The organism is Nocardioides sp. InS609-2, assembly GCF_023208195.1.
In the GTDB taxonomy this organism is placed as follows: Bacteria; Actinomycetota; Actinomycetes; order Propionibacteriales; family Nocardioidaceae; genus Nocardioides.
The window spans coordinates 4407917-4422840 of record NZ_CP060034.1 but is presented as its reverse complement, the minus strand read 5'-3'; the positions used below and the strand labels follow the sequence as shown (position 1 = coordinate 4422840).

Genomic DNA, 14924 nt, shown 5'->3' with positions numbered 1-14924 from the left:
TCCCAGGTCACCTTTCCACAGCGTCCAGATATTCGATCAGCGCACCCAGCGCCGCCCGCACCGTCGCGTCGGCAACGGCGAGCCGATCACCGGTCAGTGACAGCGCCGCGACCCGGGCCTCCCCCGGCCCGGCAAGACCGACGAAGACGGTGCCGACCGGGTGTCCCTCCTGGGAGTCGGGCCCCGCGACCCCCGTCGTACTCAGTGCGTACGACGCCCCCGTGAGGTCACGCACCCCGACCGCCATCGCGCGGGCGCACTCCGCCGACACCACGCCGTACTCCGCCACGAGGTCGTCGGGCACACCAACCACGGCTGTCTTCAGCGACGTCGCATAGGCGACCACCCCGCCGAGGAAAACCGCCGACGCCCCCGGCACCGCCGTCACCGCCGCGGCCAGCCGGCCACCCGTCAGCGACTCGGCGACCGCCAGCGTCTGCCGGCGGCTGCGCAGCAGGTCGAGCACGGTCACGGCCTCCGACATGCCCGTGATCATAGGTAGGTGGCCGGTCGTTACGGTGACCCCATGGCGCTGGCGATCGAGGACTACGCACTGGTCGGTGACCGCGGCACCGCAGCACTGGTGGGACGTGACGGCTCCGTCGACTGGCTGTGCCTGCCCCGCTTCGACTCCCCTGCCTGCTTCGCCGCCCTGCTCGGCGACACCGACAACGGCCGGTGGCTGCTCGGCCCCGCCGACCTCGAGGACGCCACCGTCACGCGCCGCTACGTCGGGAACTCCGCACTGCTCGAGACGACGTTCACCACGTCAACCGGCACGATGATCCTCCTCGACGTGATGCCCACCGGAGACGGTCGCGCCGACCTGGTGCGCCGGATCATCGGCGTCGAGGGCACTGTCCGGGTCCGGCACGACTGGGTCGTGCGCTACGACTACGGCCGCATCCGCCCCTGGGTCAGCCGGCACCACGACGGCGACGAGGAGACGATCGTGGCGGTCGCCGGCCCCGACCAGGTAATCCTGCGCGGTCCGCGCCTTCCGGTCGCCGTCGACGGCCATCACGAGGACGAGTTCGACGTGAACGCCGGCGACGAGCTGGTCTTCTCGACGACCTGGACGAGGTCATGGCGCGACATCCCACCGCGCATCGGGTACGACGACCGCATCGAGGCCACCCGTCTCGACGGGGAGGAGTGGGTCAGCTCCTGCGTCTCCGGTGTGCCGCATCGCGACAAGGTAGTGCGCAGCCTGCTGACCCTTCGCCTGCTGACCCACGACGAGACCGGCGGCATCGTCGCCGCGCCCACGACGTCGCTGCCGGAGCACTTCGGCGGTGAGCGCAACTGGGACTACCGCTTCTGCTGGCTGCGCGACGCTTCGCTCACGCTGGAGTCGTTGCTGGCTGCTGGCTTCACCGGCGAGGCGGAGAAGTGGCGGACCTGGCTGTTGCGCGCAATCGCCGGCGACCCCGCCGACATGCAGATCATGTACACCGTCGACGGCGGCCGCCAGCTGCCCGAACGAGAGCTCGGCCACCTCGAGGGGTACGCCGGATCGCAACCGGTGCGCATCGGCAACGGTGCTGCCTCACAGCGCCAGACCGATGTCCTGGGCGAGGTGATGATCGCCCTCCACGACGCCCGCCTCTCCGGCATCCGCGAGACGCGTGACTCGTGGTCGCTCCAGCGACGGCTGGTCGACGAGCTGGCCGACCACTGGGACGAGCCCGACAACGGTCTGTGGGAGATCCGTGGGCCGCTCCAGCACTTCACCCACTCGCGGGTGATGGTCTGGGTGGCGTTCGACCGCGCGATACGCGGCATCGAGGAGTTCGGGCTCGACGGCCCCGTCGAACGCTGGCGCCGGATCCGCGACGACGTGCATGCGGAAGTGCTCGCCAAGGGCTTCGACACCGAGCGCGGCACCTTCACCCAGCACTACGACACCTCCCACGTCGACGCCTCGCTGCTCAACCTCCCGCTCGTCGGCTTCCTGCCACCCGACGACCCGCGCATCCTCGGCACCATCGCCGCGATCGAGACCGACCTCATGCGCGACGGCTTCCTGCTGCGCTACCTCACGGAGTCGGGCGTCGACGGTCTCCCCGGCGACGAGCACCCGTTCCTGGCCTGCTCGTTCTGGCTCGTCTCCGCGTACGCCGCGGCCGGGCGCCTGGACGACGCGCACGCCCTGATGGACCGCCTCTGCGCGCTCACCAACGACGTCGGCCTGCTGTCGGAGGAGTACGACGTGACGAACGCCAGGATGGCCGGCAACTTCCCGCAGGCGTTCAGCCACCTGACCCTGGTGCAGGCCGCGCTGCGGCTCGCGGACGCGACCACCCGCGGCTGACGTCGTACGGAGATGACGGAAGGGGCCCGGGAAGACCCGGACCCCTCACGTCAGATGGTGCTCCAGCTAGTTGCGGTAGACCTTGATGGTCTTCTTGCCCTTGGCCGGCTTGTAGAGGTTGTTGCCGAGGCACTTGACCTTGACGTTGTAGCTGCCGGGCGACGTGAAGCGCGGCAGCTTCACCTTGGCCTTGCCCTTGATGACCTTGCCGAAGTACTTCTTGGCACCGATCTTCACCTTGAGCTTGCCGCCCACCTTGGCGCCGCCCACGTTCTTGACGACGACCACGACGCGCGGAGCACCCTTGCGGACCGCGATGTGCTTCGGGAAGAACTTGATCTTGGTGACCTTCGGCCGGCTCTTCTTGACGTCACGGACCAGCGTGGTCTTGCTCGGCATTGCGACCAGCTCGACCTGCGAGGCACCGGGCACGGTGAACGGCACCTGGGCCGACCCGTTGGTGACGGCGACGGTCTTCATGACCTTGCGCTTGCCGTCGCGGACCCGCACCACCTGCACCTGGGTGTTCTTGACCGCTCCAGTGGACGTCATGTCGAGCTTGGACAGGTTGGTGGTGATCTTCTGGCCGGTCTTGAGCGCGGCCGGGAGGTGCTGTGCCACCACTTGCTCGCGCGCGAAGTTCGGCGCGAGACCGGCGTGGTCGCGGATGTACTTGATCCACAGGTCCCGGTCGACGAGACCGGTGTCCTTGGTCTTGCCCTCGGTGAAGGCACCGAAGTTGTCACCGCCGGCGGCGAGGAACGAGAACGTCGACACGGTGTAGGTCTCGGTCGACACCATCGGCTTGCCGGCGATGCGGATCGAGGTGATCCGGTGGCCCACCGCTTGGGTGGGGTCCTGGGTGACCTGGACGTTGTCGGAGACACCCAGGTGCAGGTAGGGCCGCGAGGATCCGACGGGCTGCCACTGCTGCTCGAGGATCTTCTTGATCTGGGCACCCGTCAGGTCGACGGCCGACACATTGTTGACGAACGGCAGCACGTTGTTGGCCTCGGCGTAGGTGACCACGCCGTCGGTGTTGGCCGGGTTCGTGGTCGTGTCGCCGGCGAAGACCAGGTCGGCACGCAGGCCACCAGGGTTGACGAAGCCGAGGTCGGGCTTGGCGATGTCGGCAGGGATGCCGTCGCGCAGCGCGTTGGCGACGAGGTCGCCGAGAGCCGACTCCGCACCGCGGTCCTCGACCGGCTTGCCGGCGGCGTCGACGCCGCTGAAGGCACGGCTGATGTCAGCGGTGACCGAGCCGATCGGCTGATCGCCGATCTGCTTCGCGTAGGCCTGGGCGGCCTTGACGATGTCGTCGACCTGCTTGACGTCGGGGTTGGTGAGGTCGGCCTTGACACCGGCCGACGGCACGTTCTTCTTGGTGTAGGACTCCACGTTGCCGGTCGCCGTGTCGACGGTGAGCTGGATCTGGCCGACGTTGGCGGCGTACTCGCCGGTCTGCAGGATCGGCCGCGTGCCGCCACCGGGCTTGGGTGCGTCCCAGGCATAGACCTGGTGGGTGTGGCCGTTGAAGATCGCGTCGACGGACGCGGGCAGGGTGGCCATCTTCTGGAACTCGCCGGCCTTGGCGACCTCGGCTTCGTACGTCGAGCCGGAGCCCCTGGTGGCTCCCGCGTGGAAGCTCGCGACGATGACCTGAGCCTCGCCGTTGGCGGGGTTGCCGTCGCTCAGCTGGTTGGCCACCCGGGTGACGGCGGCGATCGGGTCGCCGAAGTCGAGGGCGGTGATGCCGGCAGGCGACACCAGCGAGGCGGTCTCCTGGGTCACGGCGCCGACGACGGCCACGGTCAGACCGTCAATGGTCTTGGTGGCGTACTCCGGCAGGACCGGAGTCTGGGTGCCCTTGGCATAGACGTTCGCGCCGAGGTAGTCCCACTTGGCGTTGCGTGCGGTTGGCGTGCCGATCACCCGGTCGCGCAGGTCGGCGAAGCCCTTGTCGAACTCGTGGTTGCCCACGGCCGAGGCGTTGAGGCCGATCGCGTTCATCACGTCGATGGTTGGCTGGTCGTTCTGGACTGCCGAGGCGAAGTCGGAGGCACCGATGAGGTCTCCGGCACCGACCACGATGGAGTTGTTGGGGCGGGTCGCCTTAGGTCCACCCGCGAGCGTCTCGAGGTTGGTGGCCCACTTGGTGGTGTCGTTGTTGATGCGACCGTGGAAGTCGTTGATGCCGACCAGGTTGATGACGGTCGACGGGACCGCCTGGGCGGGCACGGCAGTGATGCCGACGACCGCGAGTGGTGCGGCGGTGAGGGCCGCAGCAGTGGCTGCAACTCCCAGTCGTCGCCGCAACGGGCTGCGTGTGCTCCCCGACTTCGTTGCTGACACAGTGATTCCCTTCACAAGGGTTTGAATAATGGTGACGCCCGTCACCATAACCCGAAGGGGCTATTCACTCTGGCACCAATGGGCTATTGCCCTATCGGCGCAGATCTGCTCATGAGCGGGTGTCACCCGTGACCGCAGCGCGGTGGCGCCAGACGTCGCGGAAGAACTCGTAGCCCGACCACAGGGTCATCGCCACGGCGCCGGCCAATGCCACCTGGCTGAGGTAGAAGAGGGCTTCACCGAAGCGGCCCCAGGCGTCGAAGTTGCCGCCGTGGGCGTCGCCGTGCGGCAGCGGCCACGTGAGCCCGCTCAGCGCGACGGCCTGCAGCGTGGTCTTGATCTTGCCGCTCTGGTTGGCCGGCAGGACGACGTGCTTGAGGACCGAGAGGCGCAGCAGGGTCACCGACCACTCACGCACCAGCACGAGGATCGTCACCCACCACCAGATGTCACCGACGATCGACAGCCCGATGAACGCCATGCCGGTGATCGCCTTGTCGGCGATCGGGTCGGCGATCTTGCCGAAGTCGGTGACCAGGTCGTGCTTGCGCGCCAGGTCGCCGTCGATCTTGTCGGTGATCATCGCGACCGCGAAGATCGCGAAGGCGATCCAGCGCCACATCGTCGAGTCGCCGCCGTCGTGCAGCATCGCCCAGCCGAAGAACGGCACCATCACGATGCGCAGCGCGGTGAGCGCGTTGGGCACGTTGTAGTTGCTCGCCTTGGAGTTGGTCTCGCTCATCGCTGCCTGCTCGCGATCAGGTCGACGCCGTCGGTGCCGACTACCTCGGCAGTGACCATGTCGCCCACGGCCACGTCGCCGGACAGGTCGACCAGACTCGTCGTGCCGTCGACCTCCGGGCCCTGGTGTGCGGCCCGGCCGACCACGCCGTCGGAGATGTCCTCGACGAGTACGTCGACGGTCTCGCCGATGCGGTCCTCGGCACGCTGGGAGTTGAGCTCCTCGACCAGTGCGGTCACGTGCTCGGTGCGGGCCCGGACCTCGTCGGCGTCGAGCTTGCCGTCGTACGTCTCGGCCTCGGTGCCGTCCTCGTCGGAGTAGCCGAAGACGCCGGTGACGTCCATCCGCGCTGCCGCGAGGAAGTCGCACAGTGTCTGGAGGTCGTCCTCGGTCTCGCCGGGGAAACCGACGATCACGTTGGACCGCACGCCGGCCTCGGGAGCGAGGGTGCGGATCTGCTCGAGCAGGCCCAGGAAGCTCTCCGGGTCGCCGAAGCGCCGCATCCGGCGCAGCACCGTGGCGCTGGCGTGCTGGAAGGAGAGGTCGTAGTAGGCAGCCACCCCGGGCGTCGAGGCGATGGCCTCTATCAGGCCGGGCCGGGTCTCGGCCGGCTGCAGGTAGGACACCCGCACCCGGTCGACTCCGTCGATGCCGGCGAGCTCTGGCAGCAGGGTCTCGAGCAGCCGGAGGTCGCCGAGGTCCTTGCCGTACGACGTGGAGTTCTCGCTCACCAGGAACAGCTCGCGCACTCCCTGGGTGGCCAGCCAGCTGCCTTCCTGGATGACGTCACTGGGCCGGCGGCTGACGAACGAGCCGCGGAAGCTGGGGATGGCGCAGAACGAGCAGCGCCGGTCACACCCGCTGGCCAGCTTGAGCGGTGCCATTGGGCCACCGTCGAGCCGACGGCGTACGGCGCGGGGACCGCTGTCGGGGGCCAGGCCGGCCGGCAGGTCGGGCGCGGAGTGGCCCGGGACGCTGACCGTGCTCGCGCTGCGCTCGGTCGGGGAGATCGGGAGCAGCCGGCGCCGGTCGGACGGCACGTGGGACTCGTGCTTGTCTCCGGCGACGATCGAGCGCAGCCGCGCCGCGATGTCTGGGTAGTCGTCGAAGCCCAGCACGGCGTCGGCCTCGGGAAGCGACTCGGCCAGGTCCTTGCCGTAGCGCTCGGCCAGGCAGCCGACGGCGACGACGGCCTTCGTGTGCCCCTGTCCCTTGAGATCGGCAGCTTGCAGCAACGTGTCGACGGAGTCCTTCTTGGCTGCCTCGACGAACCCGCACGTGTTGACCACCACGGTGTCGGCGTTCTCGGGGTCGGCGACCAGCTGGAAGCCGTCGGCCTCGAGCCGCCCGGCCAGCTCTTCGGAGTCGACTTCGTTGCGCGCACAGCCGAGGGTGACGACGGCGACGCTCATGGGGGGCTTGTCAGTGGTGGTGCTCATCGTGGTCCGAGTATGCCGTGAGGGCGTCCGTCACGCTCATTCGGCAACGTCTCAGTCGCCGGCGTAGGTGCCCTGCGCGGCCTGACCCGGCTCCCCGATCGGGCCGCGGTCGCGGCCGGCCACGGACACTGTCACCGCACCGTCGGAGGTCTGCACGCGCAGCGGCGGCGAGGCCTTGACGGTCTTGGAGTCACTGATCGCCAGATTGCCCTTGAAGACCACGATCCCGGTGCTGTCGCGCACCACGATCTGGGCGCCACCGGAGACGGCCGAGATCACAACCGGGATCGGCTCGGCGGCCTTCGCGGAGCCGCCGTGCGGCCCACCGGAACCGTTGAGGATCGGCTCTGCCCCACGCAGCTCGGTGGGTGCGTCCATCACCAGCCGGGCGATCGACCAGGCCAGCACAAGCGCCATCACCACGGCGACCAGGATCGACCAGTTGGGACCGCCGCGGGTGCCGCGGATGCTCCCGTGCGAACCCGTGGCCAGCTCGGCCTCGAAGACCCGGCGCGGGTCGATGGGGGCGTGCGCGTAGCGGTCGGCGTACGCCTCGAGCAGTGGAGCGACGTCGATGCCGAGAACGCGGCACAGGGTGCGGAGGTGGCCGCGGGCGTAGAAGTCGCCGCCACACGGCACGAAGTCGTCGACCTCGATCGACTCGATCACGTGCGGCCGGATGCGGGTGCGGTCTGCCAGCTGGTCGACGGTCAGGCCGAGACGGGTGCGCGCGGCGCGGATCTCGGGACCGACCACGGGGTCGTCGGCGGGCTCGATGCCGAGCTCATCGATGACCAGGGGCGCGACTGCGCTGCCCTCGCGGGCGATCGGGCGTACCCGGTCGCTCCAGACCTGGTCGTCCTCGACCATCTCGACGGGCGCCCGGGGCCCCGCCGCGGCGGTCTCGTCGGCGCGGCTTACGTCGGAGCGGGCGCCGACCACTGGCTCCCTGGTGGGTGCCGGGGTCGGCGTCGCGAGCGGCAGCTCGTAGGCGGCGTCGTCGAGCTCGTCCTCGACCGGCTCCTCGATGGCGTCGTCGTCGTCGAGCACGGCATCGCGGCGTGGCAGCAGTGCGGAGATGCGGGCGATGCCGGAAGCCAGCAACGGTCGCGGGTCGCGGACCCGCGGCGGTGTCGTCGGCTCGGGCTCCGGCTCCTCGCCGTCGGGCTGGCCGGGCAACCGGTCGAGCTCGGCCTCGTCGTCGCGGTCGTCGATGACGACGAGCTCGGTGGTGCGGTCGGCCAGCGCAGCGAGCGCGGCCGAGAGATCGGTGGTGCCGACGACCCGGGTGGCCAGGCCCAGCGGCAGCGCCAGCGGCGCGCCGTACAGCCAGCTGGAGACCGCCGCGCGGCGCGAGGCACCGGCGTCGAGCTCGTCGACGAGCCGTTCCGGGTTGTGGGGTACGACGACCAGCCGGCCGTCACGCAGGAAGCTGGCGCGCGGCGTGTGCTCGACGCGGGCCACGGCGCCCCAGGGCAGACCACGCCACGAGCGACCGAGCCGCACGCGCACACCCTGGGCGTCGGCGACCAGCAACGGAGTGCGGGCGTCGACCAGCGCGACCAGCCAGCCGATGCCGAGCATCCCGATGGCTGCGGCGAGCGCCCAGTCGACCGGCGAGCCGCTGACGATCGCCCGGCGGAGGTACATGATCGCGACGGTCGAGGCGACTGCACCGACGGCGGCGGCGAGCCCCGCGTTGCGGCGTACCTCCACGGAGTCGGGGGCCATGCTCAGGCCGAGTCCCCCGTCGTTGTCGTGCGGGTCCTCGATCTCGTGGACTTCGGTGGCACTCATCGGTCCCCCTCCAATGTGGCGATCACTGCGTCGATCTCGTCGGGCTTCACGAGCACGTCGCGGGCTTTCGAGCCCTCGCTGGGCCCGACCACGCCGCGACTCTCCATGATGTCCATCAGCCGGCCGGCCTTGGCGAAGCCGACCCGGAGCTTGCGTTGCAGCATCGACGTGGAGCCGAACTGCGTGGAGACGACGAGCTCGATGGCCTGCACGACCAGGTCGAGGTCGTCGCCGATGTCGTCGTCGAGGTCACGCTTGGCCGCTGCCGGGGCGGTGACCTCTTCGATGTAGTTGGGCTCGAGCTGGGTCTTGCAGGCCTTCACGACCTGGTGGACCTCAGCCTCGGTGACCCAGGAGCCCTGCACGCGCACGGGCTTGCTCGAACCCATCGGCAGGAACAGACCGTCGCCCTGGCCGACGAGCTTCTCGGCGCCGGGCTGGTCGAGGATGACGCGGCTGTCGGTGACGCTTGAGGTCGCGAACGCCAGCCGTGACGGCACATTGGCCTTGATCAGGCCGGTGACGACGTCGACCGAAGGCCGCTGGGTGGCGAGCACCAGGTGGATACCGGCCGCCCGGGCGAGCTGGGTGATCCGGACGATGGCGTCCTCGACGTCGCGCGGCGCGACCATCATCAGGTCGGCGAGCTCGTCGACGACCACGAGGAGATACGGGTACGGCGAGAGCGTGCGCTCGCTGCCTGCGGGCACTTCTACCTTGCCGGCCCGCACCGCCTTGTTGAAGTCGTCGATGTGACGGAAACCGAAGTTGGCCAGGTCGTCGTAGCGCATGTCCATCTCGCGCACGACCCAGGCCAGCGCCTCGGCGGCCTTCTTGGGGTTGGTGATGATCGGGGTGATCAGGTGCGGGATGCCCTCGTAGGCGTTCAGCTCGACCCGCTTGGGGTCGACCAGGATCATCCGCACCTCGTCGGGCGTCGACCGCATCAGGATGGAGGTGATCATCGAGTTGATGAACGACGACTTGCCGGAGCCGGTTGCGCCGGCGACGAGCAGGTGCGGCATCTTCGCGAGGTTGGCGACGACGAAGCCGCCCTCGACGTCCTTGCCGAGCCCGGCCACCATCGGGTGGTGGTCGGCCCGTGCGATGCCCGACCGGAGGACATCGCCGAGGCTGACGATCTCCTTGTCGGTGTTGGGGATCTCGATGCCGATCGCGGACTTGCCCGGGATCGGCGACAGGATGCGTACGTCGGCGCTCGCGACGGCGTACGCGATGTTCTTGGAGAGCGCGGTGACCTTCTCGACCTTGACGGCCTGGCCGACCTCGACCTCGTAGCGGGTGACCGTCGGTCCACGGGTGTAGCCGGTGACCTGGGCGTCGATGCCGAACTCGTCGAGCACCTGGGTGAGCCGCACGACCACGTCGTCGCTCGCCTTGGAGCGCGCCTTGTGCACCGACCCGGGCTTGAGCACCTCGTTGGCGGGCAGCGTGTAGGTGATGTCGCCGGACAGCGACAGCTGCTCGACACGCGGCGGCAGCGGCGTGTGCGGCGGCGGCTCGATCCGGCCGGCGTCGTCGACCGCGGGGGTGACCTCGGTGGGGACGTCGGTCAGCAGGTCGAGGCCGACGTCTGAGGTGTCGTCGGCGCCCTTGCGGCGACGCTTCTTGACCTCACGGTCCTCGAGCACGGGACTGTCGTAGGCCGGGTCGCCCAGCTCGGGGTCGATGTCGTCGAGCATCCCGCGGCGGCGGGTGCGGATCGGCTGGGTCAGCTGGGTCTCGTCGTCACCGTCGGCGTCGGCCGGGCTGCGGCCGAGCAGCCGGTCGCGAGTGGCCCTGAGCTTGGCGGGCACCTGGTAGACCGGGGTGGCCGTGATGACCAGCAGCCCGAAGAGGCCGAGCAGGGTGAGCAGCGGCACGACGACGTACGCCGTGCGAAGCAGGTCTAGGAGCAGGCTCGAGACGACGAAGCCGATGGCGCCACCGGCCTGCTGGAGCGAGCTGGCGTCGCCGAGCTCGGGCTGCGGGCTGCCGTTGGCGATGTGGACGATGCCCAGCAGTCCCAGGCACAGCGCGGACCAACCGATGACCTGGCGACCTGCGGGCCCGTTGTGCTCGGGGTTGCGCAGCGTGCGCCAGCCCAGGTACGCCAGCCACAGCGGCACCAGCCAGCCGACCTTGCCGACCGAGCCGGCGACCGCCGAGCGGATGAACTCCATGAAGCCACCGGGCGGCTGCCACCACACCGCGGCGGCCACGACCATGGCGAGGCCGAAGAGGAAGAGGCCGACACCGTCACGGCGGTGGGCCGGGTCGAGGTCGCGTGCACCGTGGCCGATGCTCCGGGCCACCGACCCGATCGCGTGGGCCACCCCGAGCCAGATCGTGGCGACAGCGCGCCCCAGGCTCGTGAAGCCGCGCGAGACCGGTCCGGGGCCGTTGCGCACGGCGCGCGGAGCGGGACGCCGGGCAGGGCGTTTGGATGCACCTCGGCTGGAGGTACTCCGGGATCGGGTGCTCGAACCCTTCCTGGTGGTGGTGCCAGACCTCGAACCCGACCGCGGGGCCGACTTCGTGGAACCACTCCTGGACGTGCTCGAGCTCCGCGAACCCGGCGGGGAAGACGTACGGGTCGCCATGCTCACGACCCTACGGGATCAGTCACACCAGCCCCATGCATCACACGGTCAACGAGCGCGCGTGTCGCACCCGGAACAACCGTGGCCTCACGACCCTCATCGCGTAACAAGAAAATGCCGCCCAGCCATTTACCTGTAACGAACCGCTTCATAAGGTGACCCGCGTCACCCTGCCGCTCGGGCCGGGTCGGCGCTCACTTTTTTGGAGGAAGAAATAGTGAAGTTCCTCAGGCAGGGGATCGCCCTGGCCGTCGCTGGAGCAGGCCTCGCGGCCATCCCGGCGATGCAGGTGCAGGCACAGGCGGCAGAGCCGTCCCTCGTGCAGCAGATGAAGAACCAAGCGCAGGGCGCGACGTCCGTCTCCGACGAGAGCGCCACCGGACGAGTCGGCTTCATCCGGGTCTCCGCCGGCGGCGACCTCATGCCGGCGCGTGATGGCGCGTCGACGTCGGCCGCTGCCGACAAGGCGTCGGCCTACCTCGACAAGTACGCCGCCGGCTTCGGCGCCGGCCCCGGTGAGCTCGAGCAGGCCGGCGTGGTCAAGGACTCGTCGGGCTGGACGGTCACCTACACCCAGGACTACAACGGTGTTCCGGTGTTCGGCTCCACGCTCCGGGCACACGTCGACAAGCAGGGCGACCTGACCGCTGTCAACGGCTACGCCGCCCCCGGTCTGAGTCTCTCGACCACGCCGCGACTGGACGCTGTTGCTGCCGCGGAGCGCGCCGTCGGCACGGTGCGCCAGGACCCGCCGGGCCACGAGGACGAACGGGCCGACACGACCGGCATCGAGGCTGCCAAGAACGACCTGGTCGTCTACCGCACCGGCGCCACCAAGGGTGTTGTCGGCAAGGCCTCCCTCGCCTACGTGGTCGAGGTGAGCAACGGCGCGAACATCCGCGACATGGTGTTCATCGACGCCCAGACCGGCAAGATGCTCAACCGCTACTCCATGGTTCATGACGCGCTCGACCGCGAGCTGTACGAAGCCACGGGTACCCCCGCGGCCCCGGTCCTGACCAAGGTCTGGAAGGAAGGTGACCCGTTCCCGGGCACCCTCAACCAGGACCAGCAGAACGAGGTCGACGGCACGGGCGACGCCTACTGGTTCTTCAAGAACGGCTTCAACCGCGACTCCTATGACAACGCCGGGCACAAGATGGTGACTGTCAACAACGACCCGCGGATCCGCTGCCCCAACGCCAACTGGAACGGCGCGACGACCAACTACTGCTCCGGCGTCTCGTCGGACGACGTGGTCGCCCACGAGTGGGGTCACGCCTACACCGAGTACACCCACGACCTCATCTACCAGTACCAGTCGGGCGCGCTCAACGAGTCCTACTCCGACATCTGGGGCGAGACGGTCGACCTGATCAACGGCAAGCAGGACGCCGGCGAGGGTGATCTCACCGCAAAGCGTCCCGACGGTCAGTGCTCCAAGTACACCCGTAGCGACATCTCGATGGTGATCAACTCACCGGCCGGCGCCGCCGGCCCGTGCACCGCGGTCGCCGCGGCGTTCGGTCCGGTCTTCGACCAGGCGGGGGTGACCAGCGACATCGTGGTTGCTGTCGACCCGGTCGAGCCGGCTGTGCCGGGTCCCCCTGCCGTACCGGCCGGCACCGCGAACGACGGCTGCTCGGCGTACACCAACGCCTCTGCTGTCGCAGGCAAGTTCGCCTACGTCGACCGAGGTGGCTGCTCTTTCGGCATCAAGGCCGACCGAGCAGCGGCGGCAGGCGCCACTGGCATCATCGTCGGAGACAACGCCCCTGGCCGTGCGCCGATCTCAATGTCGGGCAGCGCCAACATCTACGGCGCCATGGTCACCCAGAGCAACGGGGCCCGCATCAAGACCGCAGGCACCGTGAACGCGACCATCAAGGACGCGGAGACCGACCCCAAGGCCGACTCGTACCGGTGGCTGATCGGTGAGAAGTCCACCGCCTTCGGCGGCGCGATCCGCGACATGTGGAACCCCACGTGTTACGGCGACCCCGGCAAGGTCTCGGACGCCGAGTACTTCTGCGGCACCGCAGACGGCGGGGGCGTGCACAGCAACTCGGGCGTGCCGAACCACGGCTACTCCCTGCTCGTGGACGGTGGCAGCTACAACGGTCAGTCGGTTTCCGGCATCGGGTTGGACAAGGCCGCGGCGATCTACTTCCGGGCGATGACGCAGTACCAGACGCCGACCTCGGACTTCGTCGATCACGCTGACTCCCTGGCCGCGTCGTGCACTGACCTGATCGGCCAGCCGATCAACCAGCTGACCATCGCGCGCAACGCAACCCCGACACCCGCGACTCCGATCACGGCGGCGGACTGCACCCAGGTCGCCGCGATGTCCGCGGCCGTCGAACTGCGGGTCGATCCAACCGACCAGTGCGGCTACAAGCCGTTGTTCGACAAGAACACCCCGGCCCTGTGTGGTCCGGGATTCAAGGAGAACACCGTCTGGTCCGAGGACTTCGAGGACGGCCTGGCCGGCTGGACGGCCAGCCAGGAAATCGTGTTCGCAGGCGGGATCGGCGCCGAGTGGAAGGCGAGCAGCACTGCTCCGGGCAACCATCCCGGCGGAGTAGCCTTCGGTCCCGCGCCGGACAAGGGCACCTGTTCCAGCGGAGCTGGTGACTTCTCGAGCCGTGACTCCATCACGGGTCCGGTCATCGAGCTGCCGGCCTCTGACAAGCTGCCGCGCATGTCGTTCGACCAGTACGTCGCCACTGAGAACGGATACGACGGTGGCAACCTGAAGGTGAGCGTCAACGGCAGCGAGTTCACCGCCCTCCCGGCGGCTTCCTACACCTTCAACGCTCCGGTCACGCTGACCGGGTCGGCGACCAACACCAGCCCGTTGGCCGGCGAGCCCGGCTTCACCGGAACCGACGGTGGCAAGCTCAACGGCTCCTGGGGCACGTCTCACGTCGAACTGTCAAGAGCCGGCGTCAAGCCCGGTGACCTGGTGCAGTTCCGGTTCGACATCGGCCGCGACGGCTGCGGCGGACTCGACGGTTGGTACGTCGACAACGTCAAGCTCGTCACCTGCAAGATCAAGGCCAAGGTGAGCGCGGCGCACCTGCCTGAGCCGTCCACCTTCGGTCAGGCCTCGTCGGTCAAGGTCACGGTCGATCGTGACGGCACCGTGGGAGCCGCGCCCACCGGCAGCGTCACCCTCACCAAGGCCGACGGCACCGCCGTTGGTTCTGGCACCTTGGCCAACGGCAGCGCGATGATCGCGCTGCCTGCGGACCTGGCGGTCGGTGTCTACACGATGAAGGCGAACTACTCCGGCAACGACACGATCGCCCCGGAGACGGGCACGGTCACGGTGACGGTCAAGTCCGGACCGGGCACTCCCCCGACGTCGGTCGGCTCCAGCACGCACCTGAAGGTCAAGCCGAGGCACCCCACCTACACCCAGAACATCAAGGGCGTGGCGAAGGTCATGGCTGACAACGGGTCGGACGTCACCGGCAAGGTGAAGTTCCTGCTCGACGGCAAGAAGGTCCGCGTCATCTCGCTCGACAACGGCCGGGCTGTCATCAAGATCAAGAAGGACCTGAAGATCGGCAAGCACAAGCTGGTTGCCGTCTACACGGGTTCGGACACGATCAGGAGGAGCCGCGACAAGGTGCCGTTCGAGGTGAGGCGGCGCTGAGCCGGCCCCGGCC

At 69.0% G+C, this 14924-nt stretch carries 8 protein-coding genes; 2 read left to right on the top strand and 6 right to left on the bottom strand.

Features of this window, described 5'->3' with window-relative positions; translation table 11 throughout:
• Positions 1-7: 7 nt before the first annotated feature.
• Entirely contained in the window at positions 8-484 is a 477-nt protein-coding gene (locus tag H4Q84_RS22590; RefSeq protein ID WP_248581302.1) for a nicotinamide-nucleotide amidohydrolase family protein, read from the bottom strand.
• 42 nt (positions 485-526) lie between these two features.
• On the opposite strand from H4Q84_RS22590, the gene H4Q84_RS22585 reads away from it, so the two are divergent.
• Positions 527-2314, top strand: coding sequence for a glycoside hydrolase family 15 protein (locus H4Q84_RS22585; protein ID WP_248581301.1), 1788 nt, complete (start codon positions 527-529; stop codon positions 2312-2314).
• Positions 2315-2380: 66 nt separating this feature from the next.
• Here the strand turns inward: H4Q84_RS22585 and H4Q84_RS22580 are convergent, their stop codons facing one another.
• The 5 genes from H4Q84_RS22580 to H4Q84_RS22560 form a co-directional block, all read right to left on the bottom strand.
• Positions 2381-4666, bottom strand: coding sequence for a bifunctional UDP-sugar hydrolase/5'-nucleotidase (locus tag H4Q84_RS22580; protein ID WP_248581300.1), 2286 nt, complete (start codon positions 4664-4666; stop codon positions 2381-2383).
• 109 nt (positions 4667-4775) lie between these two features.
• On the bottom strand, positions 4776-5408 hold the full coding sequence (pgsA, locus tag H4Q84_RS22575; protein ID WP_248581299.1) for a CDP-diacylglycerol--glycerol-3-phosphate 3-phosphatidyltransferase: 633 nt from the start codon (positions 5406-5408) through the stop codon (positions 4776-4778).
• Positions 5405-6820 (bottom strand): 30S ribosomal protein S12 methylthiotransferase RimO, encoded by a 1416-nt coding sequence (gene rimO / locus H4Q84_RS22570; protein ID WP_248583708.1) that lies wholly within the window; start codon positions 6818-6820, stop codon positions 5405-5407. Before rimO ends, pgsA begins: the two co-directional genes overlap by 4 nt.
• A 78-nt stretch (positions 6821-6898) precedes the next feature.
• A complete protein-coding gene (locus H4Q84_RS22565) occupies positions 6899-8644 on the bottom strand; it encodes a helix-turn-helix domain-containing protein (RefSeq protein ID WP_248581298.1) in 1746 nt (581 codons plus the stop codon).
• Complete coding sequence (locus H4Q84_RS22560; RefSeq protein WP_248581297.1) at positions 8641-11247, bottom strand: DNA translocase FtsK; 2607 nt, start codon at positions 11245-11247, stop codon at positions 8641-8643. Before H4Q84_RS22560 ends, H4Q84_RS22565 begins: the two co-directional genes overlap by 4 nt.
• Positions 11248-11464: 217 nt before the next feature.
• Here H4Q84_RS22560 and H4Q84_RS23290 point away from each other — a divergent pair, with 217 nt between their 5' ends.
• Entirely contained in the window at positions 11465-14911 is a 3447-nt protein-coding gene (locus H4Q84_RS23290; protein ID WP_282580292.1) for a M4 family metallopeptidase, read from the top strand.
• The last annotated feature ends 13 nt before the right edge of the window (positions 14912-14924 follow it).

Excerpts from the sequence above, each read along its gene's own strand:
- H4Q84_RS22590 (WP_248581302.1), bottom strand. The coding sequence starts at position 484 with ATGTCGGAGGCCGTGACCGTGCTCGACCTGCTGCGCAGCCGCCGGCAG.
- H4Q84_RS22585 (WP_248581301.1), top strand. The coding sequence starts at position 527 with ATGGCGCTGGCGATCGAGGACTACGCACTGGTCGGTGACCGCGGCACC.
- pgsA (WP_248581299.1), bottom strand. The coding sequence starts at position 5,408 with ATGAGCGAGACCAACTCCAAGGCGAGCAACTACAACGTGCCCAACGCG.
- rimO (WP_248583708.1), bottom strand. The coding sequence starts at position 6,820 with ATGAGCGTCGCCGTCGTCACCCTCGGCTGTGCGCGCAACGAAGTCGAC.
- H4Q84_RS22565 (WP_248581298.1), bottom strand. The coding sequence starts at position 8,644 with ATGAGTGCCACCGAAGTCCACGAGATCGAGGACCCGCACGACAACGAC.
- H4Q84_RS22560 (WP_248581297.1), bottom strand. The coding sequence starts at position 11,247 with ATGGCGACCCGTACGTCTTCCCCGCCGGGTTCGCGGAGCTCGAGCACG.